The sequence below is a fragment of the Lentzea sp. CA-135723 genome (assembly GCF_050936595.1).
Taxonomy (GTDB): domain Bacteria; phylum Actinomycetota; class Actinomycetes; order Mycobacteriales; family Pseudonocardiaceae; genus Lentzea.
Genome location: NZ_JBNJMK010000001.1, coordinates 7,063,628 through 7,087,578 on the forward strand (window position 1 = coordinate 7,063,628; position 23,951 = coordinate 7,087,578).

At 69.1% G+C, this 23,951-nt stretch carries 27 protein-coding genes; 16 read left to right on the forward strand and 11 right to left on the reverse strand.

Annotated features, from left to right (window positions below; translation table 11 throughout):
* Positions 1–100 precede the first annotated feature (100 nt).
* Both ACQEU1_RS33075 and ACQEU1_RS33080 read left to right on the forward strand, forming a co-directional pair.
* Positions 101–2,095 (forward strand): protein meaA, encoded by a 1,995-nt coding sequence (locus ACQEU1_RS33075; RefSeq protein ID WP_433210165.1) that lies wholly within the window; start codon positions 101–103, stop codon positions 2,093–2,095.
* 17 nt (positions 2,096–2,112) lie between these two features.
* On the forward strand, positions 2,113–2,871 hold the full coding sequence (locus ACQEU1_RS33080) for an enoyl-CoA hydratase-related protein (RefSeq protein ID WP_433210167.1): 759 nt from the start codon (positions 2,113–2,115) through the stop codon (positions 2,869–2,871).
* Here ACQEU1_RS33080 and ACQEU1_RS33085 read toward each other — a convergent pair.
* Entirely contained in the window at positions 2,786–3,640 is an 855-nt protein-coding gene (locus ACQEU1_RS33085; protein ID WP_433210169.1) for a helix-turn-helix transcriptional regulator, read from the reverse strand. The two genes, ACQEU1_RS33080 and ACQEU1_RS33085, sit on opposite strands and share 86 nt — an antisense overlap.
* Before the next feature lie 102 nt (positions 3,641–3,742).
* Here ACQEU1_RS33085 and ACQEU1_RS33090 point away from each other — a divergent pair, with 102 nt between their 5' ends.
* Complete coding sequence (locus ACQEU1_RS33090) at positions 3,743–4,441, forward strand: SDR family oxidoreductase (protein WP_433210171.1); 699 nt, start codon at positions 3,743–3,745, stop codon at positions 4,439–4,441.
* On the opposite strand, the gene ACQEU1_RS33095 is transcribed toward ACQEU1_RS33090, so the two are convergent.
* Complete coding sequence (locus tag ACQEU1_RS33095; protein WP_433210173.1) at positions 4,438–4,845, reverse strand: hypothetical protein; 408 nt, start codon at positions 4,843–4,845, stop codon at positions 4,438–4,440. The two genes, ACQEU1_RS33090 and ACQEU1_RS33095, sit on opposite strands and share 4 nt — an antisense overlap.
* On the reverse strand, positions 4,842–5,420 hold the full coding sequence (locus tag ACQEU1_RS33100; protein WP_433210175.1) for a DJ-1/PfpI family protein: 579 nt from the start codon (positions 5,418–5,420) through the stop codon (positions 4,842–4,844). The genes ACQEU1_RS33095 and ACQEU1_RS33100 overlap by 4 nt, the downstream gene beginning before the upstream one ends.
* A gap of 109 nt (positions 5,421–5,529) precedes the next feature.
* On the opposite strand from ACQEU1_RS33100, the gene ACQEU1_RS33105 reads away from it, so the two are divergent.
* Positions 5,530–6,456 (forward strand): GlxA family transcriptional regulator, encoded by a 927-nt coding sequence (locus tag ACQEU1_RS33105; protein WP_433210177.1) that lies wholly within the window; start codon positions 5,530–5,532, stop codon positions 6,454–6,456.
* Positions 6,457–6,459: 3 nt separating this feature from the next.
* On the opposite strand, the gene ACQEU1_RS33110 is transcribed toward ACQEU1_RS33105, so the two are convergent.
* Positions 6,460–6,954 carry an NUDIX domain-containing protein gene (locus ACQEU1_RS33110; RefSeq protein WP_433211924.1) on the reverse strand — a complete coding sequence of 165 codons (495 nt, stop codon included), beginning with the start codon at positions 6,952–6,954 and terminating at the stop codon, positions 6,460–6,462.
* A gap of 96 nt (positions 6,955–7,050) precedes the next feature.
* On the opposite strand from ACQEU1_RS33110, the gene nucS reads away from it, so the two are divergent.
* A complete protein-coding gene (gene nucS, locus ACQEU1_RS33115; protein WP_433210179.1) occupies positions 7,051–7,710 on the forward strand; it encodes an endonuclease NucS in 660 nt (219 codons plus the stop codon).
* A gap of 6 nt (positions 7,711–7,716) precedes the next feature.
* Here nucS and ACQEU1_RS33120 read toward each other — a convergent pair whose 3' ends face one another.
* Both ACQEU1_RS33120 and ACQEU1_RS33125 read right to left on the reverse strand, forming a co-directional pair.
* Entirely contained in the window at positions 7,717–7,962 is a 246-nt protein-coding gene (locus ACQEU1_RS33120) for a hypothetical protein (protein ID WP_433210181.1), read from the reverse strand.
* Positions 7,963–8,072: 110 nt separating this feature from the next.
* Positions 8,073–8,654: a hypothetical protein gene (locus tag ACQEU1_RS33125; RefSeq protein WP_433210183.1), complete on the reverse strand. Its 582-nt coding sequence runs from the start codon at positions 8,652–8,654 to the stop codon at positions 8,073–8,075.
* Positions 8,655–8,842: 188 nt separating this feature from the next.
* Here ACQEU1_RS33125 and ACQEU1_RS33130 point away from each other — a divergent pair, with 188 nt between their 5' ends.
* From ACQEU1_RS33130 to ACQEU1_RS33145, 4 genes are all read left to right on the forward strand, one after another.
* Positions 8,843–10,534 (forward strand): sodium:solute symporter family protein, encoded by a 1,692-nt coding sequence (locus tag ACQEU1_RS33130; protein WP_433210185.1) that lies wholly within the window; start codon positions 8,843–8,845, stop codon positions 10,532–10,534.
* Positions 10,535–10,545: 11 nt separating this feature from the next.
* Entirely contained in the window at positions 10,546–10,782 is a 237-nt protein-coding gene (locus tag ACQEU1_RS33135; RefSeq protein ID WP_433210187.1) for a hypothetical protein, read from the forward strand.
* Between the two features lie 228 nt (positions 10,783–11,010).
* Positions 11,011–12,021, forward strand: a complete 1,011-nt coding sequence (locus ACQEU1_RS33140; RefSeq protein WP_433210189.1) for a hypothetical protein — start codon at positions 11,011–11,013, stop codon at positions 12,019–12,021.
* Positions 12,022–12,108: 87 nt separating this feature from the next.
* Positions 12,109–13,614, forward strand: coding sequence for an aldehyde dehydrogenase family protein (locus ACQEU1_RS33145; RefSeq protein WP_433210191.1), 1,506 nt, complete (start codon positions 12,109–12,111; stop codon positions 13,612–13,614).
* A 20-nt stretch (positions 13,615–13,634) separates the two neighbouring features.
* Here ACQEU1_RS33145 and ACQEU1_RS33150 read toward each other — a convergent pair whose 3' ends face one another.
* Positions 13,635–14,627, reverse strand: a complete 993-nt coding sequence (locus tag ACQEU1_RS33150) for an ABC transporter substrate-binding protein (RefSeq protein WP_433210193.1) — start codon at positions 14,625–14,627, stop codon at positions 13,635–13,637.
* A gap of 145 nt (positions 14,628–14,772) precedes the next feature.
* On the opposite strand from ACQEU1_RS33150, the gene dhaK reads away from it, so the two are divergent.
* The 5 genes from dhaK (at position 14,773) to ACQEU1_RS33175 (ending at position 20,278) form a co-directional block, all read left to right on the forward strand.
* Complete coding sequence (gene dhaK / locus ACQEU1_RS33155; RefSeq protein ID WP_433210195.1) at positions 14,773–15,765, forward strand: dihydroxyacetone kinase subunit DhaK; 993 nt, start codon at positions 14,773–14,775, stop codon at positions 15,763–15,765.
* 1 nt (position 15,766) lies between these two features.
* Positions 15,767–16,393, forward strand: coding sequence for a dihydroxyacetone kinase subunit DhaL (gene dhaL, locus ACQEU1_RS33160; protein WP_433210197.1), 627 nt, complete (start codon positions 15,767–15,769; stop codon positions 16,391–16,393).
* On the forward strand, positions 16,390–17,100 hold the full coding sequence (gene dhaM / locus ACQEU1_RS33165) for a dihydroxyacetone kinase phosphoryl donor subunit DhaM (protein WP_433210199.1): 711 nt from the start codon (positions 16,390–16,392) through the stop codon (positions 17,098–17,100). Before dhaL ends, dhaM begins: the two co-directional genes overlap by 4 nt.
* Before the next feature lie 761 nt (positions 17,101–17,861).
* Complete coding sequence (locus ACQEU1_RS33170) at positions 17,862–19,637, forward strand: 3-hydroxyacyl-CoA dehydrogenase family protein (RefSeq protein ID WP_433210201.1); 1,776 nt, start codon at positions 17,862–17,864, stop codon at positions 19,635–19,637.
* 44 nt (positions 19,638–19,681) lie between these two features.
* On the forward strand, positions 19,682–20,278 hold the full coding sequence (locus ACQEU1_RS33175) for a DUF3558 family protein (protein WP_433210203.1): 597 nt from the start codon (positions 19,682–19,684) through the stop codon (positions 20,276–20,278).
* Between the two features lie 11 nt (positions 20,279–20,289).
* Here the strand turns inward: ACQEU1_RS33175 and ACQEU1_RS33180 are convergent, their stop codons facing one another.
* Positions 20,290–20,493 carry an FmdB family zinc ribbon protein gene (locus ACQEU1_RS33180; RefSeq protein WP_433210205.1) on the reverse strand — a complete coding sequence of 68 codons (204 nt, stop codon included), beginning with the start codon at positions 20,491–20,493 and terminating at the stop codon, positions 20,290–20,292.
* Between the two features lie 33 nt (positions 20,494–20,526).
* Between ACQEU1_RS33180 and ACQEU1_RS33185 the strand changes: the two genes are divergently transcribed.
* Positions 20,527–20,820, forward strand: coding sequence for a hypothetical protein (locus tag ACQEU1_RS33185; protein WP_285646468.1), 294 nt, complete (start codon positions 20,527–20,529; stop codon positions 20,818–20,820).
* A 38-nt stretch (positions 20,821–20,858) separates the two neighbouring features.
* On the opposite strand, the gene ACQEU1_RS33190 is transcribed toward ACQEU1_RS33185, so the two are convergent.
* The gene (locus ACQEU1_RS33190) at positions 20,859–21,551 is read right to left on the reverse strand and encodes an alpha/beta fold hydrolase (RefSeq protein WP_433210207.1); all 693 of its coding nucleotides are present in this window, start codon (positions 21,549–21,551) and stop codon (positions 20,859–20,861) included.
* Complete coding sequence (locus tag ACQEU1_RS33195) at positions 21,548–22,096, reverse strand: GNAT family N-acetyltransferase (RefSeq protein WP_433210209.1); 549 nt, start codon at positions 22,094–22,096, stop codon at positions 21,548–21,550. The genes ACQEU1_RS33190 and ACQEU1_RS33195 overlap by 4 nt, the downstream gene beginning before the upstream one ends.
* Positions 22,097–22,119: 23 nt before the next feature.
* Between ACQEU1_RS33195 and ACQEU1_RS33200 the strand changes: the two genes are divergently transcribed.
* The gene (locus ACQEU1_RS33200; RefSeq protein WP_433210211.1) at positions 22,120–22,647 is read left to right on the forward strand and encodes a histidine phosphatase family protein; all 528 of its coding nucleotides are present in this window, start codon (positions 22,120–22,122) and stop codon (positions 22,645–22,647) included.
* Between the two features lie 7 nt (positions 22,648–22,654).
* On the opposite strand, the gene ACQEU1_RS33205 is transcribed toward ACQEU1_RS33200, so the two are convergent.
* Complete coding sequence (locus ACQEU1_RS33205; RefSeq protein WP_433210213.1) at positions 22,655–23,938, reverse strand: chromosome segregation protein; 1,284 nt, start codon at positions 23,936–23,938, stop codon at positions 22,655–22,657.
* Between the last annotated feature and the right edge of the window lie 13 nt (positions 23,939–23,951).

The window sequence follows — 23,951 nt, forward strand, 5'->3', positions numbered from 1 at the left end:
CCCATGATGCTCTCAGCGGGCTCGATTCAGTGAGCAAGCGCACGCGCAGCCCCGGTTACTGGCCAGTACGCTCCGTTGAACGACGTTGTGGGAGGTTGCTGTGCCGTATCCGGCTGACCGTGAGCGCGACCGCCCCTGGGTGATGCGCACGTACGCGGGCCATTCCTCGGCCGCCGCTTCCAACGCGCTCTACCGCCGGAACCTCGCCAAGGGGCAGACGGGTCTGTCGGTGGCGTTCGACCTGCCGACGCAGACCGGCTACGACCCCGACGACGAGCTCGCGAAGGGCGAGGTCGGCAAGGTCGGCGTGCCCATCAGCCACATCGGCGACATGCGGCAGCTCTTCGACGAGATCCCGCTCGGCGGCGCCAACACGTCGATGACGATCAACGCGACGGCCATGTGGCTGCTCGCCCTCTACGTCACCGTGGCCGAGGAGCAGGGCGCTGACCCGTCGGCGCTCGCCGGCACGACGCAGAACGACATCATCAAGGAGTACCTGTCCCGCGGCACGTACGTGTTCCCTCCGGGGCCGTCGCTGCGGCTGATCACCGACATGGTCGCGTGGACCGTCTCCAACGTGCCCAAGTGGAACCCGATCAACATCTGCAGCTACCACCTCCAGGAGGTCGGCGCGACGCCGGCGCAGGAGGTCGCGTACGCGATGTGCACGGCGATCGCGGTGCTGGACTCCGTGCGCGACTCCGGTCAGGTGCCGCAGGAGAAGTTCGGTGAGGTCGTCGCCCGCATCTCCTTCTTCGTGAACGCCGGTGTGCGGTTCATCGAGGAGATGTGCAAGATGCGCGCGTTCGCCCAGCTGTGGGACGAGATCACGCTGGAACGCTACGGCGTCGAGAACCCGAAGCACCGCCGGTTCCGCTACGGCGTGCAGGTCAACTCGCTCGGCCTCACGGAAGCCCAGCCGGAGAACAACGTCCAGCGCATCGTGCTGGAGATGCTCGCGGTGTCGTTGTCCCGCAACGCCCGTGCGCGCGCTATCCAGCTGCCGGCGTGGAACGAGGCGTTGGGCCTCCCACGGCCGTGGGACCAGCAATGGGCGTTGCGCATGCAGCAGGTGCTGGCGTTCGAGACGGACCTGCTGGAGTACGACGACATCTTCGACGGCTCGCCCGTCATCGAGGCGAAGGTCAACGAGATCCTCGCCGGCGCGCGCGAGGAGATCGACCGCGTGCAGGCGATGGGCGGTGCCGTCGCGGCCGTCGAGTCCGGCTACATGAAGTCGAACCTGGTGTCCTCGCTGGCGGATCGCCGTCGCCGCGTCGAGGCGGGCGAGGACATCGTGGTCGGCGTCAACAAGTTCGACACGACCGAGCCGTCGCCGTTGCAGGCAGAGGGCGCGAACGCCATCGAGACCATCGACCCGATCGTCGAGCTGCACGCCGTCGAGGCGATCCAGCAGTGGCGTTCGGCGCGCGACAACGTTGCGGCAGAAGCATCTCTGGACGCCCTGCGCGCTGCCGCCAAGACCGACCAGAACCTCGTCGAGGTGACGCTCGCGTGCGCCCGCGCGGGTGTGACGACCGGCGAGTGGTCCCAGGCGTTGCGCGAGACCTTCGGTGAATACCGCGCTCCCACCGGCGTTTCCGGTGCTTCCGCGTCCGGTGAGGCGGGCTCCGAGATCGCCCGCGTGCGCGACCGCGTCCGCACGACCGGCGAGGACCTGGGCGAACGCCTGCGCATGCTGGTCGGCAAGCCCGGCCTCGACGGTCACTCCAACGGCGCCGAACAGGTCGCCGTACGTGCCCGCGACGTCGGCTTCGAGGTCGTCTACCAGGGCATCCGCCTCACGCCGTCGCAGATCGTCGCGGCCGCCGTGCAGGAGGACGTGCACGTCGTCGGCCTCTCGATCCTCTCCGGCTCGCACCTCGAGGTCGTGCCGGCGGTGGTCGACGGCCTGCGCGCGGCCGGTGCCGGGGACATCCCGGTGATCGTCGGCGGCATCATCCCGCCCGACGACGCCGCCAAGCTGCGCGAACGTGGCGTGGCCAGGGTGTTCACGCCCAAGGACTACGAGCTGACCGAGATCATGGACGAGATCGTCACGGTGATCCGGGAGGTGCGTGAGCTGGCGTAGGGCCTTAGTGTCGCGGAATGGTTGACGTTTCGCGGGACGGGTCCGTCGTCCGGATCACGATGAACCGCGCGGCCAAGCGCAACGCGCTGTCCGCGGAACACCTCACCGAGCTGCTCGACGCGTTCCGCGAGGCGCGCACGTCCGACGCGGCGGGGATCGTGCTGGCCGCCGAGGGACCGGTGTTCTCCGCCGGGCACGACTTCGCGGACGTGCACGCGCGGGACGAGGAAGGTGTGCGGCTGCTGCTGGAGCTGTGCACCGTGCTGATGAAGACCATCCAGTCCGCGCCGCAGGTCGTGATCGCACGGGTGCAGGGGCTGGCCACGGCGGCCGGGTGTCAGCTGGTGGCGTCGTGCGACCTCGCGGTGGCGGCGGACACGGCCGGGTTCTCGTTGCCGGGCGGGAAGGCAGGGTGGTTCTGCCACACGCCCGCGGTGCCGGTGGCGCGGTCGATCGGGCGCAAGCGGTTGATGGAGCTCGTGCTGACCGGGGACGTGATCGACGCGCCCACGGCGGTGGAGTGGGGGCTGATCAACCGGGCCGTGCCCGCGGAGGAGTTGGACGCCGCCACCGACGACCTGCTGGCGCGCGCCACGCGGGGGAGCCGGGCGTCGAAGGCCATCGGCAAGCGGACGATCTACGCGCAGCTCGACCGGCCCGAGATCGACGGGTACGAGATCGCGCTGTCGGTCATGGCCGAGACGTCGCAGTCGCCGTCAGCCAAAGAGGGACGGGCGTCGTTCCTGGAGAAGCGGCCGCCCGTGTGGCCCGACTAGTCGCGAGGAGCTTCAGAGCGTCGGCGTTCGGGCCCGGTTCTGCTTGGTAGATCACGAGGAACTGGCCGGGGGCCTCGCGGACGTCGAACGAGTGGTACGTCAGCTTGAGCCGGCCGACCGCGGGGTGCACGAACTCCTTGGCGTCCTGGGTCTTTCCGCGCACCTCGTGGTTCTCCCAGAGTTCCGCGAACACCGGGTTCCGGCGCAGTTCCGCGACCATCCGCCCCAGCCGGGCCGAGTTCGGGTCGGCCGTCAGGCGCAGGTTGCCGACCGTGCTCTGCGCGACCCAGTTCCAGCGCGGGTAGAAGCTCGTGGCCGCGGGGTCCAGGAACGCCATCCTGGCCAGGTTGTCGGCGGGCGCGAACGGCTCGTACAGGGCGTCGGCCAGCGCGTTCGTGGCCAGCACGTCGAGGTAGGAGCTCATCACGAACGCCGGCATGTCGTGCATGCCGCTGATGAGCTGCCGCAGTTCCGGACTGACCTCGACGGTCGCGTGGCCCTCGTCCGCCACGACGCCGGCGAGGCGGTGCAGGTGCGCGCGGGCATCGGTGTCGAGCCGCAGCGCGCGGCTGAGAGCGTCGAGGACCTGCGCCGACGGGTTGGTCTCGCGGCCCTGTTCGAGGCGGGCGTAGTAGTCGGCGCTCACCCCCGCGAGCACCGCGACCTCCTCGCGCCGCAGGCCTTTGACCTTGCGCTGGGTGTGACTCGGCAGGCCCGCGTCCTGGGGGTTGACGCGGGCGCGGTGTGCTTTCAGGAACTCGCCGAGCATGCTTGCGAGCCTATGCGCCCGCGTTGCTCTCTGCCTGGGTGTGCCACACCTGGGGAGAAGGCGTCCTGGTGGGCCTCGGGTTCCGCGCCGAGTGTTGTGGCCATGAGCAAAGTCGTTCTGATCAGTGGAGCTTCCAGCGGTATCGGCGAGGCCACGGCCCGCGTTCTGGCCGCTGCGGGGCACAGGGTGTTCCTCGGTGCGCGGAGGGAGGACCGCCTGGCAGCGCTCGCCGCCGAGATCGGTGCCGGGTACGCGCCGCTGGACGTGACCTCGCGCGAGTCCTTCCAGTCCTTCGTGGACGCGGCGGTAGCCCGGTACGGCCACGTCGACGTGCTGGTGAACAACGCGGGCGTGATGCCGTTGTCCCTCATGGACTCGTTGAAGGTCGACGAGTGGGACCGCATGGTGGACGTGAACATCAAGGGAGTGCTGAACGGCATCGCCGCCGTGCTGCCGCTCTTCACCGGCGGAGGGCACGTCGTGAACGTCGCCTCGGTCGGCGCGCACCTGGTCACGCCGACGGCCGCGGTGTACTGCGCGACCAAGTACGCGGTGTGGGCGCTGTCCGAGGGGCTGCGCCAGGAACGCGACGACCTGCGCGTCACCGTGATCTCGCCCGGTGTCACCCAGTCCGAGCTCGCGGACACGATCACCGAGGACCACGCGGCGTCGTTCATGGCGGAGTACCGCAAGAACGCGCTGCCCGCGTCGGCGATCGGCGACGCCATCGCGTACGCGATCTCGCAGCCGGAGATCGTCGACGTCAACGAGGTCGTGGTGCGGCCGGTGGCGGACCGCTAGGCACCCGTCGTCGAACCCGGCCGCAGGATCATCAGCACGGTCACGGTGGCCCACAACAGGTTGAAGATCCCCGTGTACATGGCGAGGTGCTTGGTGTCGCGCGTCTTGAGCGCCTTCTCCTGGCCGGGAAGGATCTTCAACGCCAGCACGAACGCGGCGGCGGTGGTGAGCGCGATCGACACGATCACCCAGGGGTGGCCGGTCACGCCCATCACGCCCGCCGTCGCGAACCCGAACACCGGCACGGAGATGCCGATCAGGGCGTAGACGCGGCAGATCCGGTGCAGCAGTTCGGGGTTGCCGGGGGTGGTGACGGCCTTCGGGAACATGCTGGCGGCCACGGTGACCGGGCCGATCGCGATGATGGCCGCCAGGACGTGCAGGGACAGGAAGAGCTTGCTCACGCCGCCCTCCACGCGGTGCCGCGGCGTTCGTGGGCGAAGAGCTCCTCGACCTGCCAGGCCTGCTGGGCGCCGACCTCGCGGTCCAGCAGGTAGAGGCCCAGGTCGATGCCCGAGCTGACGCCCGCGGCGGTCACCAGGTCGCCGTCGTCCACGATGCGCGCCCTGATCGCGTTCACCCCCATCGCCTCCAGCGCGGGCAGGCCGAGGTGGTTGGTGGTGGCGTTGCGGCCCTTGATCAGGCCGGTCGCGGCCAGCAGCAACGACCCGCCGCACACCGTGGCGATGATCGCCTTCGTCTCCCGGAGCACGGGGGTGAGCGTCGCCGCGAGCGTGCTGAACCGCGCGAGCATCGCTGCCTCGTCGAGCGTCGCCTCGCCCGGCAGCACGATGAGGTCGGCGTCCGGGCTCAGCCGCGCGGTCGCCTTGAGGGACAACAGGTTCATGCCCGCCGGCACCTCGCGCGCACCTTCGGCCGTCACCAGTTCGGCCTGGACGCCGCCCGCCGTCAGCGTTTCGTACGGGCCGATCGCGTCCAACGGGTCGAAGCCGTCGAACAACACCACTTGAGCTTTCACTGCGACTCCTACGGGTTTCGGTGATCAAAACCGTAGGTCGGCCGGAATCCGTCGGGAACTGGCTGGAATGCCATGTTCCAACGGATTCTCGCCAGCTACGGTGGTGGACGTGCACGAGGTGGCAGTGGTAGCGATGGACAGCGTCGTCCCGTTCGACTTCGCGACACCGGTCGACGCGTTCAACTGGGTCGGGCGGTACCGGGTGCGCGTCTGCGGTCCCAAGAGGACGGTGGACGCGGGCTGCTTCGAGATCAAAGTCCCGCACGGCCTGGAGTTGCTGTCCGAAGTGGACACGATCGTGCTGCCCGGCCACGACCCCCGCCTGGAGATCCCGCGGCCGTTGATCGACGCGTTGCTGGCGGCCGCCCGGCGAGGCACGCGGATCGCGTCCATCTGCACGGGCGCGTTCGTGTTCGCGGCGACCGGGCTGCTCGACGGCCTGCGGGTGACCACGCACTGGCTGGGCGCGGAGGAGCTGGCCGCGCGGTTCCCCGCGCTGGAGGTCGACCCGGACGTGCTCTACGTCGACAACGGGCAGTTCCTGACGTCCGCGGGCGCGGCGGCGGGGCTCGACCTGTGCCTGCACATGATCCGGCGGGACCACGGGTCCGCGGTGGCCGCCGACGCGGCAAGGCTGGCCGTGATGCCGCTGGAGCGCGAAGGCGGGCAGGCGCAGTTCATCGTCACGCCACCCGTTGCGCCGCAAGGGGTCGAGCTCGAACCGTTGCTGCGGTGGATGGAGGCCAACACGGCGCGGGAGCTCACGCTGGAGGACCTGGCGCGGCAGGCCGGCATGAGCACGCGCACGCTGAACCGGCGGTTCCGCGAGCAGACCGGCACCACGCCGTTGCAGTGGCTGCACCGGACGCGCGTGCGGCAGGCACAGCACCTGCTCGAGACGACCCGGGAACCGGTGGAGCTGATCGCGAGCAGGGTCGGGTTCGGGTCGGCGACGGCGTTCCGCGACAGGTTCAAGCGGATCGCCGGCACCTCACCGCAGAGCTACCGGACGGCGTTCCAGGGCTGCCAGAACTAGGAACTAGGGCTGGGAGTGCTCGTGCAGGAGGAGAAGCGTGTAGGCGGCGATCGACTGGGCGTCGGTGATCTCGCCCTTCGCGATCATCGACTCGAACTCCGCGCGCGGGAACCACGCCGAGCGCATGTCCTGCTCCTCCGGCTCCCGCTCGTGGAAGCCCTCGGTCAGCTCGGTCGCGAGGAACACGCGGCCGCGTTGCGACGACATGCCGGGCGCCACGTCGAGCAGGCCGAGCGCGGTCATCCGGCCGGCCCGCAGCCCCGTCTCCTCGCGCAGCTCGCGGCGGGCGAGCTCCAGCGGGTCCGAGTCCGCGCGGTCGGGCGCGGTGCCCTGGGGGAACTCCCAGCGGCGCAGGCCGATCGGGTAGCGGAACTGCTCGACGAGCCGCACGCGTTCGCCGTCGAGCGGGATGACCAGCGCGAAGTCGGGCTTGTCGACCACGCCGTAGATGCCGTTCGAACCGTCAGCGCGCCGGATCTCGTCCTCGCGGACCGTCATCCACGGGTTTGCGTACACCTCTCGGGTGCCGACGTTCTCCACGCCACGGACCGTACCTAACGTCCGGATTCTGGACGCACCCCGTAGCCTGTCGCGGTGCGTCTCGTCATCGCTCGCTGCAAGGTCGACTACGTAGGCCGGCTCACCGCCCATCTGCCCATGGCTCAGCGCCTGCTGCTGATCAAGGCCGACGGTTCCGTCTCGATCCACTCGGACGACCGCGCCTACAAGCCGCTGAACTGGATGAGCCCGCCCTGCTGGCTGATCGAGGACCCGGACATCTGGACGGTGCAGAACAAGGCGGGGGAGAAGCTGATCATCACCCTCGACGAGGTCCTGCAGGACTCCAAGCACGAGCTCGGCCCGGAGCCCGGCCTGCAGAAGGACGGCGTCGAGGCCGACCTGCAGAAGCTGCTCGCCGAGCACGTCACGACCCTGGGCGACGGCTGGACGCTGGTGCGGCGCGAGTTCCCGACCGCCATCGGCCCGGTCGACCTGATGTGCCGCGACGGCGCGGGCGTCTCGGTCGCCGTGGAGATCAAGCGGCGCGGCGAGATCGACGGCGTCGAGCAGCTGACCCGGTACCTGGACCTGCTGAACCGCGACCCGCTGCTCGCGCCGGTGCAGGGCGTGTTCGCCGCGCAGCAGATCAAGCCGCAGGCGCGGGTGCTGGCCGAGGACCGCGGGATCCGGTGCGTGGTGCTGGACTACGACGCGTTGCGCGGCATCGAACCGGACGAGTTCCGCCTGTTCTGACGGCGCTCAGCTCCTCGGCCTGAGCCGGTCGAGGAGCAGCATCGCCTCGTCCATCTCGCACCCGGTCAGCTCACGCACCCGCGCGACGGCCTTGACCGCGTTCTGCTCGGCGACCACGCGGTGCACCTCGTCGCGGGTGTCCTGGGGCACCGCCGCCCACGCCCGTGCGGTCGCACAGTTCCGGCATGGCCGGCCCTCGTTCGCGCGCACGCCGTGCCGCACCTCGGCGCAGTCCGGGCACGGCCACGTCATGTACTTCAGCGAACAGCGCGCGCACAGCACGTAGAACGCGTGGTCGTCCCACTGCTGCGCGGGCCGTCGAACCGCACATGTCGCAAGCAGGGTTCGTGTCGGTCATCTGGTCAGCGTCCCTGGACGTGGACCGTCATGAGGACGTAGTCGAACGCGTCGAGCCGGTTCTCGTCCAGGTCGCGCAGCCGATGGGCCGCGGACGTCAGGTCGCCCGCGCCGACCATCCAGGCGATCTCGTCCTGCCAGGCCTGCGGCAACGCGTCCCACGCCGGTGCGGACAGGCACGGTCCGCAGGTCTCGCCCCGGTCGTGGTCGCAGCCGAGCAGCGGCCGGTCGCACGACGGACACGTCCATCTCACGTGCCCGTAGTCGGTCTCAGGGCACGAACACGACCTCCTGCTCGCGCGGTAGCCGTAGGAGGTGATCATCATGTACTCCAGGGGCCGGCGCCGGTGGCCGTCCAGTCCCATCAGCAGGTAGCCGGCCCGGATCGGACTCGTGGTCTCGGCCATCGCGCCGACCTCGTCCCGCACGGCCCGGGGCAGCGCCTCCCAGTCCGGTCGCAGGCGGCAAGTGCCGCAGAGCACCTCGCTGTCGCGGTGGCGTTCGCAGCCGACGTCGCCGCAGGTGGTGGGCGTGATGACGGCACGGCACATCGCGCACACCCAGGCCACCTGCTTCTCTGCGTCCACTCGGCCAGTCTCGGCTGCGAGGGCGGTTCCGCGCACCCGATTTCCCCGCCTCCGAACTTCACTGAGCGACCCAGGTCACGCCGTGGTTTGGTGATCATCAACACCGGGTAAGTCCCGCTGCACCTGGAGTAATGTCCTCTCCTGGTCGTTGATGTTCGACTTTGTTTGAAGTCTTTGGGAGGTGGACGGTGTCGATCTTGGCCGAGGCGGACCTGCGGCTCGACGCGGGGCCGATCGACTACGCGTTGCTCTTGATCTACTTCGTGGTGGTTCTCGGCATCGGCGTGATGGCACGACGATCCGTCTCCTCCAGCCTCGACTTCCTGCTGTCCGGGCGGTCGTTGCCGGCGTGGGTCACCGGTCTCGCGTTCATCTCCGCGAACCTCGGTGCCCTCGAGCTGATGGGCATGACGGCGAACGGCGCGCAGTACGGCATGGCGACCGTGCACTACTACTGGATCGGCGCCATCCCCGCGATGGTGTTCCTCGGTCTGGTGATGATGCCGTTCTACTACGGCTCGAAAGTGCGCAGCGTTCCCGAGTTCATGCGCCGCCGCTTCGGCAAGCCCGCGCACCTCGTCAACGCCATCAGCTTCGCCGTCGCGCAGATCCTGATCGCGGGCATCAACCTGTTCGCGCTCGCGGTGATCATCGACGCGCTGCTCGGGTGGCCGTTGCCGGTGTCGATCTGCGTCGCGGCCCTGGTGGTGCTCGCGTACACGACGTTGGGTGGTCTTAGTGCCGCCATCTACAACGAGGTGCTGCAGTTCTTCGTCATCGTGGCCGCGCTCGCGCCGTTGACGATCATCGGCCTGATCAAGGTCGGCGGCTGGCAGGGCCTGGTCGAGAAGGTGACCGACCAGGAGCAGCTGTCCGCCTGGCCCGCCACGGAGCTCACCGGTATCAACAGTCCCGTGTGGAGTGTTGTCGGTCTGGTGTTCGGTCTCGGCTTCGTGCTGTCGTTCGGTTACTGGACGACGAACTTCGCCGAGGTCCAGCGCGCGATGAGCGCCAAGTCGATGTCCGCGGCCAAGCGCACGCCGATCATCGGCGCGTACCCGAAGGCGTTGATCCCGGCGATCATCATCATCCCCGGCATCATCGCCGCGGTGGTCGTGCCGGAGATGGCGCAGCTGAAGGCCGGCGACACGAGCAGTGGCGTCGTCTACAACAACGTGCTGCCACTGCTGATGCGCGACCTTCTGCCCAACGGCATCCTCGGCATCGCGATCACGGGTCTGCTGGCGAGCTTCATGGCCGGTGTGGCGGCGAACGTCAGCTCGTTCAACACCGTCTTCACGTACGACCTGTGGCAGGACTACGTGAAGAAGGACCGTCCTGACGAGTACTACCTGCGCGTCGGACGCCTGGCCACGGTCGGTGCGTGCATCCTCGCGATCGGCACGGCGTTCATCGCGGCGTCGCTCGGCGGGTCCAACATCATGGACTACATCCAGGCGCTGTTCTCGTTCTTCAACGCGCCGCTGTTCGCGACGTTCATCCTGGGCATGTTCTGGAAGCGGATGACGCCGACGGCCGGTTGGGTCGGCCTGCTCGCGGGCACGTTCACCGCGATCTTCATCTACGCGATCTCGGAGCCGTCGTTCGGCATCGAGTGGTTGCAGCTGCCCGGCCAGGGCGCGAGCTTCCTCGGCGCCGGCCTCGCGTTCGCGGTCGACATCGTGGTGAGCTTCGCGGTCAGCCTCGTCACGAGGCCGAAGCCGGACAGCGAGCTCGGCGGGCTGGTCTACAGCCTGACGCCCAAGGAGGACAGGGCGCACTCCACCACCGGTGAGGACGCGGGCTGGTACCGCTCGCCCGCACTGCTCGGTGGCGGTGTGCTGGCCCTGACCACCGTTCTCTACTTCGTCTTCGGCTGAGGGAGGCCGCCATGAGGTTGTTCGACCTGCGACTGATCATCGCTTTCCTCTTCGGCCTGTACGGCGTCGTACTGGTCGTCATCGGGCTCGGTTTCACGTCCGACGACGACCTGAAGAAGGCCGAAGGGGTCAACATCAACCTGTGGGCCGGCATCGCCATGGTGGTGCTGTCGGCGGCGTTCGCGGCCTGGGCGACGCTGCGGCCTCAGTTCGCGGACACGGACAAAGAGCCGCTCAAGGAGCTATGACTGGGGACGACCGGGATAAACAGGGTTGAAGGCCTCGATCGTCCACGCGTCGAGCCAGCTGAAGGCGCGGCGAATGCGGTTGAACACGTCTCTCCTTTTGGTCGGGGTCTTCACCCTGTACATCGCGTTGATCTTCTGAATCGTTCCCGTAGCGCTGCGTGACATGTGCCACGGGGTAACTCGGGGTACCGCCCACAAACGCCCGCAAAGGCCGCTACCGTGCACGTCGTGCCTCGTTTTCGTGCCACCGCTGTGGTCGCCGCCGCCGCGTTGCTGATGGCCGGCTGCGCGACCGGGCCGGGTCTTGCCAAGACCAACTCGCCGCGCCGCACCGTGCAGGCGGGTGCGGACGCGACCACGACGACCGACCCGTCGACCAAGCCGTCGTCGCAGGCGGGCAAGCCGGTCGACCCCGCGTTCGCCGCGGAACGGCTGCGGCTGGTCAACCCGTGCGCGTTGATCGAGAAGGAAGTCCTCCAGACGGTCGGCACGCCGTCGAAGTACACGAGCAGCTCCTACACGCGCTGCTCCAACTACATGAAGGACAAGGCGGGCAAGACGCTCAACGTCACGCTGGACATCGGCTACACGCTGACGTCCACCGAGGTGAAGAACGCGACCAAGCAGATCGCGGGCCTCAAGAGCGGCGAGCAGAAGCTCAACGCCTCCGCGTGCTTCATCTCGGCCGTCACGATGGAGAACCCGGCGCAGGCCGTGCGGGTGCAGATCGGTGTCGGCAACGACGGCGGCGACGCGTGCGAGCCCGGCCGCAAGGTGCTGGAGGGCGCGGTCCGCAAGCTCAAGGGCAACCCGCAGAAGTACAGCCCGCCGAAGGGTTCGCCGGTCGAGGTCGACCCGTGCGCGATCGTGGAGCGGTCGGTGCTCTCGCCGGTGCTCGGCGCCTCGCCGCGCGCGCTGCCGTTCGGACTGCACCAGTGCTCGTGGACGGGGCAGAGCGCGCAGATGCAGATCGATGTCAAGACGGCGCGCATCCCCGCGGACGGCAAGTTCGACTCCAAGTCGGTCGAGGTCGACCTCGGTGGGCTGAAGGCCTACCAGGCGTTCAAGGACGGTCCGTTCCCGACGTGCGAGCTCGTCGTGGTGCGGACGAAGGACCAGTCCGACGCGGGTGAGATCGTGGAGTTCACGGTCGCGGCCTCGAAGGAGAACGGGATTGACCGTTGTGCGGCGGCGCAGACGTTCGCCAAGGCGGTTCTTCCCTCGCTGCCCCAGCCCTGACGTCCCCCTGCCGGGGCCAGGCGGGGGCTGAAAGTTCTTCGAGTACGCGTTAGTGTCGAGGTTACTGGCGAGTACCGGAGGAGCACCATGACGCAGACCGCTTCGGACAGCGCACTTTCGGCCGATGGCGAGCAGCGGCGGTTCGCTTCACTGGACCCGCGCACCGGCGAGGTCGTCGCGCACCACCCGATCCACACGGCCGAAGAGGTCGAGGACGCGGTGTCGTCCGCCAGGGAGGCCGCCGCGTGGTGGGCGGGGCTGGGTTTCGAGGGGCGCAAGACCAAGCTCGACGCGTGGCGCAAGATCCTCTCGCAGCGCACCGACGAGTTCATCGCGTTGATCAGCGCGGAGACCGGCAAGCCCGCCGACGACTCCCGCGTCGAGGTCGCGCTGGTGATGGACCACCTGCACTGGGCCGCGCGTCATGCAGGCCGTGTGCTGGGCAAGCGCCGTGTGTCGTCGGGAATGCTGATGTTCAACCACAGCGCGTCGGTGGAGTACCGGCCGTTGGGTGTCATCGGCGTCATCGGGCCGTGGAACTACCCCGCGCACACGCCGATGGGTTCCATCTCGTACGCGCTGTCGGCCGGCAACGCCGTGGTGTTCAAGCCTTCGGAGTTCACGCCGGGCGTCGGCACGTTCCTCGCGTCGACGTTCACCGAGGCGGTGCCGGAGTACCCGGTGTTCCAGGTGGTCACGGGCTTCGGTGAGACGGGCGCGGCGCTGGTGTCCGCCGGTGTCGACAAGATCGCGTTCACCGGGTCCACGCGGACCGGCAAGAAGGTCATGGCGGCCGCGGCCGTCTCGCTGACGCCGGTGCTGGTCGAGTGCGGTGGCAAGGACGCGTTGATCGTCGACTCGGACGCCGACCTGACCGCCGCCGCCGAGGCCGCGATCTGGGGCGCGGTGTCGAACGCCGGGCAGACGTGCGCGGGCGTGGAGCGGATCTACGTGGCCGAGGAGGTCGCGGACGCGTTCACCGAGGTCCTGGTGAAGCGCGCGAAGAAGCTCAAGCCCGGTGGGGAGCCGAACGCGAACCTCGGGCCGATCACCATGCCGTCGCAGGTGGAGATCATCCGCGAGCACGTGGAGGACGCGCTGGACCGCGGTGGCAAGGCCGTGGTGGGCGGGCCGGAGTCGATCAGGCCGCCGTACGTCGAGCCGGTGGTGCTCACGGACGTGCCGGAGGACTCGCTGGCGGTCACCGAGGAGACCTTCGGGCCGACCGTGGTGATCAACCGGGTGCCGAACGCGCTGGAGGGCGTGCGGCTCGCGAACCAGTCCAGGTACGGGCTGGGGGCCGCGGTGTTCTCGAAGTCGCGCGGGGAGGACCTGGCCGCGGAGCTGCGGGTCGGGATGGTGTCGGTCAACTCGGTGCTGACCTACGCGGCGATCCCGGGGCTGCCGTTCGGCGGGGTCGGGGACTCCGGGTTCGGGCGCATCCACGGCGAGGACGGGCTGCGCGAGTTCACCTACGCCAAGGCCGTGACGAAGCTGAAGTTCAAGTCGCTGATCAACATGGCGACGTTCGACCGGTCGTCCATGGCGGGCAAGCAGATGCTGCGCCTGGCGCGGATGCTCTTCGGTCGCTGAAGAGCATCCGCCCGGCTCTTCTAGACGCCCAGCTGCTTCTTCATGTCGTCCAGGACCACGTTCGCGGCGAGCACGCCCAGACCGAGGAAGTAGGTCTCGTCGAGCACCGGCTTGGCCTTGCCCGTGCTGACGGCGTTCAGCTTCGTCCACAACGGACCGCCGAGAACGGACGCCTGCGCGGTCTTGGCCGGGTCGCCGTAGGTGGAGTAGAGGATGAAGTCGCCGTCGGCCTTGCCGATCTCCTCCGCGCTGACCTCGGCGGCCAGGTCGTCCACCTGGGACGGCGTCGGCTGGCCGATCTTGGCGTCGATCAGGATCGTGCCGATGAACGACTTCTTGGCGTACAGGCGGATGCGGCCGGGCATGAAGCGCAGCGCCGTGACCGTGGGGCGCACGCCGAGCTTCTTCTCGACGGCGTCACCGGTCTCGGTGGCCTTCTTCGTGTAGTCCTCGAGCATCTTCGCGGCGTCGGCCTGGCGGTCGAGCGCGGCCGCGTTGAGGAGGAAGTTCTCCTTCCACACGTAGCCGGGGCGCACGCTGAACACGGTGGGGGCGATCGCGGCGAGCTTCGGGTAGAGGGCCTCCGCGCGCAGCTGCGAGCCGAGGATCAGGTCCGGGTTCAGCTTGGTGATCGCTTCGAGGTTGAGGTTGTTGGTGCTGCCGACGTTCTCCGGCGTGCCGCCCTTGTCGCCGATGTAGGACGGCATGGCGGGGGCGCCGTCGGGGTAGGCGATGCCGACGGGCTTGATGCCGAGCGCCACGACGTTGTCGAGCTCGCCCGTGTCGAGCACGACCACCCGTTCGGGTTTCTTCTCGAGCTTGGTCTCACCCATCGCGTGCTTGACCGTGCGGGGGAACTCGCCCGGCTTGGAGGTCGTGCCGAAACCGTTGCTCAGCTCGTACGCCTTGCCGAAGTCCTCGCCACCTTGGGCGACGGTCGGCTTGTCCGGCGTGCTGGAGCACGCGGTCAGGGTCAGGGCGACTGCCACGAGCAGTGCGGCTCTCTTGGACACGACGTTGTTCCTCCACTACGGAACGTGATGTTGACCAGCATTTGTTAGGGCAGCCTAACGGTAACGGTGTCCTTTGCCCGTTCCGAGTGTCAGACCCCCGGAGTAAGAAGGAACACGGTCACCGGCGATCGGAAGGGGCTGTTCGATGAAGAAGATCATCAATGATCCGGAAACCGTGGTGCAGGACGCGCTTCGGGGCATGCAGGCCGCCCATTCCGATCTGCTGAGCGTGCACTACGACCCGGCGGTGATCGTGCGTGCCGACGCACCGGTCGCCGGCAAGGTCGCGCTCATCTCGGGCGGCGGGTCGGGCCACGAACCGTTGCACGGCGGGTTCGTCGGGCGCGGCATGCTCTCCGCGGCCTGCCCTGGCCCGGTGTTCACGTCGCCGACGTCGGACCAGGTGGTCGACGCGGTCGCGCGCACCGACGGCGGCGCGGGCGCGTTGCTGATCGTGAAGAACTACACGGGCGACGTGCTGAACTTCGAGATGGCGGCCGAACTGGCCGAGACAGAGGTCAGATCCGTCGTGATCGACGACGACGTGGCGGTGAAGGACTCGCTCTACACGGCCGGCCGCCGAGGCGTGGGCGGCACCGTACTGCTGGAGAAGATCGTGGGTGCCGCAGCCGAACGAGGCGCCGACCTGGCGGCGTGCGAGGCGCTGGCGTTGCGCGTGATCGCGTCCGTCCGCTCGATGGGCCTGGCGCTGACCGCGTGCACGGTGCCGCACGTGGGCGAGCCGTCGTTCGAGCTGGCGGACGACGAGATGGAGATCGGCATCGGCATCCACGGCGAGCCGGGCAGGCAGAAGGTCCCGGCCGGCACGGCGTCCGAAATGGTCTCCGCCCTCCTCGAACCGATCCTGTCCGACCTGCCGTTCGCCTCGGGTGACCGAGTCCTGCTCTTCACCAACGGCATGGGCGGCACCCCGCTGATCGAGCTGTACCTGGCCCACGGCATCGTCGAACAACTGCTGGCGGACCGCGGCATCACGGTGGAGCGCAGGCTGGTCGGCCCGTACATCACCAGCCTGGAGATGCAGGGCATGAGCCTCACCCTGCTCCGCCTGGACGACGAGATGGTCGAGCTCTGGGACGCACCCGTCCACACGCCCGCACTGCGATGGGGAGTCTGAAGTGGGTTGCACGGCGACTGACGTGATCACGGCCGTACGAGCGGCAGCGGCCGTGATCCAGGAGCACCGCGACGAACTGGTGCGCCTGGACCAGGCCATCGGCGACGCCGACCACGGCGAGAACATGAAACGAGGCTTCACGGCCGTGCTGGCCCGCCTGGAGGCAGAACCGCCGGAAACCCCGGGCAAGGTCCTCAAACTGGTCGCCACCACCCTGATCTCCACCGTGGGCGGAGCAGCGGGCCCCCTCTACGGCACAGCCTTCCTCCGCGCGGCCTCAGCGGTGGGCGACACCCAGGAACTCGACTGCGACAGGGTGGCCAAAGCCCTCCAGGCAGCCCTCGACGGCGTAATAGCCAGAGGCAAAGCCGCAGTGGGCGACAAAACCATGGTCGACGCCCTAACGCCTGCCGTAGCAGCAGCCTTCCGCGCCGAAGGCACGGTGGCAGCAGCCCTCAGCGCAGCAGCGGACGCCGCAGCAGAAGGAGCGAACTCAACGGTCCCGATGGTCGCCCACAAGGGCCGAGCCTCCTACCTGGGCGAGCGAAGCGCAGGCCACATGGACCCGGGAGCAAGGTCAACGGCCCTCCTCCTCCGCTCCTTCGCAGACACGGCAGCCAAGTCATGACCACAAATCCCAGAGTGGGCCTGGTAGTCGTGAGCCACAGCGACATGCTCGCCAACGGCGTGGCCGAACTGGCGACCCAGATGGCCCCAGACACCACGGTCATCCCAGTGGGCGGCACCGAAGAAGGCGCCCTCGGCACCGACTACAACGCGGTGGTGGAGGCCCTGACCGACGCCGACGCGGGAGCAGGCGTAGTGGTCCTCTACGACCTGGGCAGCGCCAAGATGACGGCGGAGATGGCCGTCGAGTCGGCCGACGACCCAACCCGCTACGCGGTGGTGGACGCCCCTCTGGTCGAAGGCGCGGTGGCAGCAGCCGTCTCGGCCCAGGGCGGCGCCGCCCTGCAGGACGTGGCCACCACAGCAGAAGGCGCCTCAGCAGAATCCCCAACCACCACAACAACAACGTCCGACCGCCCAGCCCTGCACCTGGTCCAGGACGACGCCGTGCAAACCGAGGTGAAGCTGACCAACGAAGTGGGCCTGCACGCCCGCCCTGCAGCCCTGCTGGCCCGCACGGTGGCAGAACTGGACGCAGACGTGACCATCCGCTACGGCACAGAAGAGGCCAACGCGGCCAGCGTCCTGGCCCTGATGGGCCTGAGCGCCCCAGGCGGCAAGTCCATCACGGTCACCGCCACGGGCAAGGACGCGGCCGAAGCAGTGCGCCGAATCGAAGAGCTGGCTGAAAGGGGCTTCGACGACTGACAACGGCCGGGCCGGGGCAGGACGAGGAGCAGTGAGATGAGGCGGGCAGGGCGGGATTGGAAGCCGGGCGGGACTGGAAGGCGGCTGGATTGGAAGGCGGGTGGGAGCGCAGTCGGGCGGATTGAGCCGCCGGCCGAGGTGAGCCGAGCGCGAGGTCAGGATGTGATGGACCAATGGCTTTAGGTGAACGCGAAGCCGAAGGCGAGCCCGACCGAGCGCGCGCTCAGGGCGATGGCGCAGCCGAGCCCAGCTAAGACCCAACGCAATGCCGAAGGCGAGGCGTCCTTCCCTCTCACCGCCGTAAAACCGGTGTGGTGACGTTCCCACCCAACTCAGCCACGCACGCGAAGAGATTGGGGCTTGACTTTGGGTGCGAGGTGCTACCACTTGTGGCTCGGCCGGGCCTCTTTTCAGCCCGGCCTTTTCCGGTCCGACAAGCGCCTCGCAAGGGCCCCGAAGTCAAGCCCCAATCTCTATCGACGCGAAGCGGCGATGAAACGACCCGGCTCGTCAAAGTCTTTGCCCCCAACGCAACCACCAACTCAAGGTGACCCCCACAATCGGCCTAACCACCGTATTCCCCCACACGGGTTCACCAGGCGAAACCCCCAGCCGCAGCCCCTCCTAGACCGATAACTGTTTCGATCCCGATGGCGAAGCTCACGACGCCACCACCCGCCGCGAGTGGCATAGTCGCCCGCAAGTTACTCCTTGGTAGCCATCGATATGCCCAAGGCGAGAACCCCGGCAGGGAGGCCCCAGTGGCGCGTGAGATCAACACCGTCGGAGTCGTCGGCTTCGGAACCATGGGCGCGGGCATCGTGGAGGTACTGGCGCGCACCGGCCTCACCGTCAAGGTGGTCGAAGCGGACGCGGCGGGCATCGAGCGCGGCCAGGACCACCTGGAGCACTCCACCGCCAGGGCCGTGAAGCGCGAAAAGCTCACCCAGGAAGAAAAGACCGCACTCCACGCCCAGGTCGCGACGAGTCTGGACCTGAGCGACCTCGCCGACTGCGACCTCGTCATCGAGGCGGTTCCGGAGAACGTCGAGCTCAAGACCCAGGTCTTCAGGCAGCTCGACGCGATCCTCGGGCCGGAGGCGATCATCGCGTCCAACACCTCGTCCCTCAGCATCACCGAGATCGGTGTCGTGACGAAGCGTCCCGGCAAGGTCGTCGGCCTGCACTTCTTCAACCCCACGCAGGTGTTGAAGCTGGTCGAGGTCGTCCGCACGGTGGTCACCGAGCCGGACGTGATCACGGACGTGGTCGCGTTCACGGAGCGCCTGGGCAAGTCGCCGGTCGTGATCGGCGACAGGGCCGGGTTCATCGCGAACGCGCTGCTGTTCCCGTACCTCAACCACGCGGTGAAGATGCTGGAGTCCAGGTACGCCACGCGGGAGGACCTCGACGCGGCCATGCGGTACGGCTGCGGTTATCCGATGGGGCCGTTGGCGCTGCTGGACCTCATCGGTCTCGACACGGCGTACGAGATCCTCGACACGATGTACCACCAGTCGCGCAACCGGCTGCACTCGCCGGCTCCGCTGCTCAAGCAGATGGTCACGGCGGGTCTCAAGGGCAGGAAGACCGGGCGCGGGTTCTACACCTACGACGGGCCGGACTCGCCGACCGTCGTGGAGGACGCGCACACTCCGTCCGAAGTGGACACGGCCGCGGAAACCCGGGAGGTCCAACGGGTCGGCGTCATCGGCACCGGCACGATGGCCACCGGCATCGCCGAGGTGTTCGCCAAGCGCGGGTACGACGTGGTGCTCAGGGCGCGCAGCCTGGACAAGGCGGAGGCGGCGATCGGCCTGGTGCGCAAGTCGCTGGAGCGCGCGGTCAGCAAGGGCAGGCTGAGCGAACAGGACCGCGACGCGACACTCGCCCGCATCTCGCCCGCGGTGGAGTTCGTGGAGCTCGCGGACTGCGACCTGGTCGTCGAGGCGGTGGCCGAGGAGATCGGGATCAAGAAGGAGGTCTTCGCGGCGCTCGACGAGGTGTGCAAGCCGGGTGCGGTGCTCGCGACGACCACGTCCTCGCTGCCCGTCATCGAGGTCGCGGCGGCCACGAGCAGGCCCGCGGACGTCGTCGGCCTGCACTTCTTCAACCCCGCGCAGGTCATGAAGCTGGTCGAGGTCGTGGAGACGATCTCCACCAGTGCCGACGTGGTGGCGACGGCGCGCAAGATCTGCCTCGACCTCGGCAAGCACCCCGTGCACTGCGGTGACGTGGCCGGGTTCATCGTGAACGCGCTGCTCTTCCCGTACCTCAACGACGCGGTGAGGATGCTGGAGGCCCACTACGCCGAGGCCGACGACATCGACAACGCCATGAAGGTCGGCTGCGGCCTGCCGATGGGACCGTTCGCGCTGCTCGACGTCGTGGGGCTGGACGTGTCGCTGGCGATCCAACGGACGCTCTACAACGAGTTCCGCGAGCCCGGGTTCGCGCCGGCACCGCTGCTGGAACACCTGGTCACGGCCGGTCGGCTCGGCCGCAAGACGGGCAAGGGGTTCCGCGACTACTCGTGAGTCGCTCACAGGGGCACCATGTCGCGTCTGGCATCGTGGGCGCCATGCGTCGACTGGTGCTCCTGTTGGCTGTCCTCGTGCTCGCTTCTGGCTGCGCCAAGGCGACCGTTGAGGGCAGTCCCGTCGCGCAACCGGTCCTCGACGCCGCCTCGCCGTTCGACCAGGAGTCGGACCCGAGCACCGACCCGAGCGAGTCGGTGGACCCGGAGGACCCCGGGACCGCGCCGATCGACGGTGAGATCACGCCCACCTGCGCCAAGCTCAAGTGGACCGACCTGCCCTACCCCGGCACCAAGGCCGAGACGCCGCCCACCCAGATCAACTACGACTCGACGTTCGAGGAGTCGTGCCGGTGGACGACGAAGATCGACAACGTCGAGGTCGGCGTCTCCCTGCGCGTCCGCGAGGGCAAGCAGATCACGATCGAGCGCACCAGCGGTGAGTGGGACATCAACAGCCACAAGGTCTCGTACCTCGACCGCACGGGCGAGCAGGACGTCGAACCGTCCTGCGTGGTCGCGCTGCCCTACAACGGCGGTGGGCTCGGCATCATCGTGATCGACTCGACCGGCAAGTTCGGCAGCGTCTGCGACCAGGGCCGCAAGATCGCCGAAGTGATGATCGAACGCGAGACGGCCTGACCTAAGCGGTCCTAGCTGCAGCAACCTCCGCCACAACACCCGCCACCGCCGCCGCTGGGCGCGGCCTGCATGCCGCCGATCCCGGCCATGGACAGCAGCTTCACCGTGTCGGGGTGGCCCTCCGGGCAGTTCGCGGGCGACGAGGACTCGCTCATCGGGCGCTGCACGTCGAAGGTGTCGTCGCAGGTTCGGCAACGGAACTCGTAGGTCGGCACGGGCTGATTCTACGAGCGATTACCGTTGTCGCCGTGCCTCGTCGTAACAGTCCCAAGCCAGAAGAACCCCGGCCCCTCGGGGGCGGTGTCGGCTGGGCGCGCGCCGAGTCGGGTCCGGACGGCGAGTGGCTGGTCCGCGCCATCTCGGGAGCGCAGGCGCAGAAGACCTACCGCTGCCCCGGTTGCGACCACGAGATCCGCCCCGGCGTCGCGCACGTGGTGGCGTGGCCCGCGCAGGAGTCCGGCTCGGTGGACGAACGCAGGCACTGGCACCAGGCGTGCTGGGACTCGCGCGGCCGGCGTGGCCCGACCGCGCGCCGCTGGTAGCAGCGCCTCAGCACCCGGTTCTGCCGCTGGACCCCGAGCTAGAGGCCGACCTGCTCGCGCCACCGCTCGAGCCGTGCCCGGAACTCGGCGGGCTGCTCGACGGGCGGCAGGTGCCCGGCGTTCTCGATGCGCTCGCTCGTGGAGTGGTGCAGCGTCACGGCGAGCTTCGCGGCCACGTCCGGCGGCGTGATCTTGTCGTGCTCGCCGACCAGCACCAGGGACGGGACGTCGAGCGACTCCAGCACGTCCGTCGAGTCCGGCCGCCGCGCCATCGCGCGCTGCCACCACGCCACGTCCTCGGCCTTCTGCTCGAGGATCATGGTGCGCACCGACGCGCGTGCCGTGTCCGAGGCGTCCGGCCCGAGCAGGTTCGGCAGCATCGCCTCGACGAGCCACTCGCCGACGCCCTCGCGTTCGGCGCGGTCCGCCATCGCGTGCCGGTTCGCGACGGCCTCCGGCGCGTCCGCGGTGTGCTTGGTGTCGACGAAGACCAGGCCCTTGACGCGTTCCGGCGCCCGCCGCAGCAACGCCATCGCCACGTACCCGCCCATCGAGCACCCGCCGAGCAGCACCTGGTCGAGGCCTCGCTCGTCGAGCACCTGCAGCACCTGGTCCGCGACCGTCGCGAGGTCGGGTTCGCCGTGCCCGCGCAACGACGGCGTCAGCGCGCCCGGCACGTCCCACATCCGCGCGTCGAGCGGAAAGGCGTGCAGCAGCACCAGGTCGTTCATCGGCTCTCCCACTCCGGCGCCAGCACCGACCACACCTCGAGGTCCTGCCGGACCCCGCGGTACTCGTGGTGCGAGCGCAACACTCCGTCCCTGCTCATCCCGAGCCGCCGCGCGACCGCGATGCTGTTCTCGTTGCGCGACGACACCATCCACTCAACCCGATGCACGCCGCGCTCGCGAATCACCCAGTCGATCAGCACGCTCGCCGCCCGCGTGACCAGCCCACGCCCCGTGGCGGACGGCTCGAGCCAGCACCCGACCTCGGCCCGCCCCTGCGGGATGTCCATGATGCGGAACAACACGCCGCCGACGAGCTTGTCGCCGAGCCAGATCCCGTAGATCCGCCCGACGTCGGCCGCGGCCTTGTCCGCGTACCCCTGCAACAGCCTGCGCGCGCTCTCCAGGTCCTTCGCGGCGTCGGCGAACCCGATGTGCTCGCCGACGAAGTCCCGCCCGCGCTCCATGTGCGCGAAGAACTCCTCGGCCTGCCACGGCTCCAGCGGCCGCAGCTCGGCGCCGTCCTCACCCAGCGACTTCACGAACATCCTGTTCCCCCAAGATGTGAGTTGTGCCCACGCGAATCGTATTGGTGCGCCACGCGCAATCCGTCCCGCCGCGCTTCGGCGAGCCCGACGAGGACACCCGGCCGCTCGCACCCGCCGGTCTGGAAGCGGCAGGTGAGTTGGTGTCGAGTCTCGTGTCGTACGAGCCGGCGGCGGTGTTGTCCAGCCCGCAGGCGCGAGCGGTGCAGACGGTGCGGCCCGCGGCCGACGCGCTGGGACTCCCGGTGGTCACGTGGCCTGAGCTGAGGGAGTGGGAGCCGGGGTTCCTGCCGACACCGGACTGGGAGGTGTTGTGCGCGCGCAACTGGGCCGACCCGTCGTGGGTGCACGGGGCGGGGGAGAGCCTGGACGCGCTCACGAGGCGCGCCGGGAACGCCTTGGCACGCATCGGGGTCGAGTACCCGGACGCGACCGTGCTGGTGGGGTCGCACGGGACGTTCCTGTCCCGCGCGTTGGTCGCGGTGGGACGGCACGCGGACTTCGAGTCGTGGCGCGCGATGCCGATGCCGGCGATCTACGAGGTGACGGTCTGAGGCGCGGTCAGGGCTTCTTGGCCGTCTGCGGGCGAGCGAGTTTGGCAGTCGGCCCGTCCAGCTGAGGTGCCTGGGTCGGCTTGGTCGGACCGGCGGGCGGTGCCGGAACGGCCTGCGGAGGCGCTGCCTGGGTGGGCTGCGCGGGAGCCGGAGCCTGCGGAGGTGCTGCCTGCGCAGCCGCGGGCTTGGCAGGCGCCTGTGCCTGAGACGGCTGCGGGGCCTTGGGCGGCTGCGGGACCTGCGCCGGAGCTGCCGGACCTGCCTGCGCCGGCGGGACCGCCGCCGAGGCCTTCTCCTCCTCCACCGGGTCGAGCAGCGGCACGACGTCCTGCAGGGCCGTGCGCACGTTGTGGAGCTGGTGCGAGAGGCGGTTGCGGAGGTTGCGCAGCTGGTCGACGCGCTGGGTGGCGGCGGTGGTGCGGCGGTTGGCTTCCTCGGTGGCCTCGCGGACTCGGCGGTTCGCCTCGTCGGTGGCCTCCTGGATGCGGGCCGTGGCCTCGGTGACCGAGTCGTGGCGGCGGCGGTTGGCCTCTTCGGTGGCCTCGCGGACGCGGCGTTCGGCGTCGGACTTCGAGGTGGTCTGCTCCTGAGCGATGGCAGCGCGGACGCGGGCCGCTTCCTCGGCTGCCTCGCGCATGCGGCGGTCCGCCTCGCCCTTGGAGGTGGCCTCCTGGGTGGCGAGGGTGGCCATGGCCTCGGAGCGGCGGGCGGCCATCGCGATCTCGAAGTCCTCTTCGACGGTCACGCGGCGCTGCTCGGACTCGTCGGCGATCTTGCGGGCGGCGCCCTCGGCCTCGGAGACGATCTTCTCGGCCTCGGACCGCGCGGTCTCCAGGACGCCCTTGTGCTCGGCCTCCATCGCGGCGCGGCGCTCGTCCAGTTCGGCGATCAGCGTCTCGTAGCGCTGGCGCAGAACGCCCGCGTCGGCTTCCGCCTTGGCGCGGATGTGGCCGCCTTCGGCCTCGGCGCGCGCCTTGATCTCGTTGGCCTCGTCCTGGGCCAGCCGCAGCATGCGCTGGAGGCGCTCGGAGAGCCCCTCCAGCGTCGTCGGCGGCAGTGACAGGCGCTCCACCTGGTTGCGCATCTCGGTGATCTCCGAGCGGGCGGCTTCCAGCTGGCGCGCCAGATCTGACGTCTGGGACACGGCGGCATCGCGGTCCGCGGCGAGCAGCCGCAGGTCCGAGTCGAGGCGTTCGAGATGATCCTCGACCTGGGCGCGGTCGTAACCGCGCTTGACGATGTCGAAGCCGGATCCCAGTGGGACGAGGTCACGGTCGTCGGCGAGGCCCATGCCCCTCACGCTA

Excerpts from the sequence above, each read along its gene's own strand:
- ACQEU1_RS33080 (WP_433210167.1), top strand. The coding sequence starts at position 2,113 with ATGGTTGACGTTTCGCGGGACGGGTCCGTCGTCCGGATCACGATGAAC.
- ACQEU1_RS33085 (WP_433210169.1), bottom strand. The coding sequence starts at position 3,640 with ATGCTCGGCGAGTTCCTGAAAGCACACCGCGCCCGCGTCAACCCCCAG.
- ACQEU1_RS33090 (WP_433210171.1), top strand. The coding sequence starts at position 3,743 with ATGAGCAAAGTCGTTCTGATCAGTGGAGCTTCCAGCGGTATCGGCGAG.
- ACQEU1_RS33110 (WP_433211924.1), bottom strand. The coding sequence starts at position 6,954 with ATGACGGTCCGCGAGGACGAGATCCGGCGCGCTGACGGTTCGAACGGC.
- ACQEU1_RS33120 (WP_433210181.1), bottom strand. The coding sequence starts at position 7,962 with ATGACGTGGCCGTGCCCGGACTGCGCCGAGGTGCGGCACGGCGTGCGC.
- ACQEU1_RS33135 (WP_433210187.1), top strand. The coding sequence starts at position 10,546 with ATGAGGTTGTTCGACCTGCGACTGATCATCGCTTTCCTCTTCGGCCTG.
- ACQEU1_RS33145 (WP_433210191.1), top strand. The coding sequence starts at position 12,109 with ATGACGCAGACCGCTTCGGACAGCGCACTTTCGGCCGATGGCGAGCAG.
- dhaK (WP_433210195.1), top strand. The coding sequence starts at position 14,773 with ATGAAGAAGATCATCAATGATCCGGAAACCGTGGTGCAGGACGCGCTT.
- dhaM (WP_433210199.1), top strand. The coding sequence starts at position 16,390 with ATGACCACAAATCCCAGAGTGGGCCTGGTAGTCGTGAGCCACAGCGAC.
- ACQEU1_RS33175 (WP_433210203.1), top strand. The coding sequence starts at position 19,682 with ATGCGTCGACTGGTGCTCCTGTTGGCTGTCCTCGTGCTCGCTTCTGGC.
- ACQEU1_RS33190 (WP_433210207.1), bottom strand. The coding sequence starts at position 21,551 with ATGAACGACCTGGTGCTGCTGCACGCCTTTCCGCTCGACGCGCGGATG.
- ACQEU1_RS33195 (WP_433210209.1), bottom strand. The coding sequence starts at position 22,096 with ATGTTCGTGAAGTCGCTGGGTGAGGACGGCGCCGAGCTGCGGCCGCTG.
- ACQEU1_RS33205 (WP_433210213.1), bottom strand. The coding sequence starts at position 23,938 with ATGGGCCTCGCCGACGACCGTGACCTCGTCCCACTGGGATCCGGCTTC.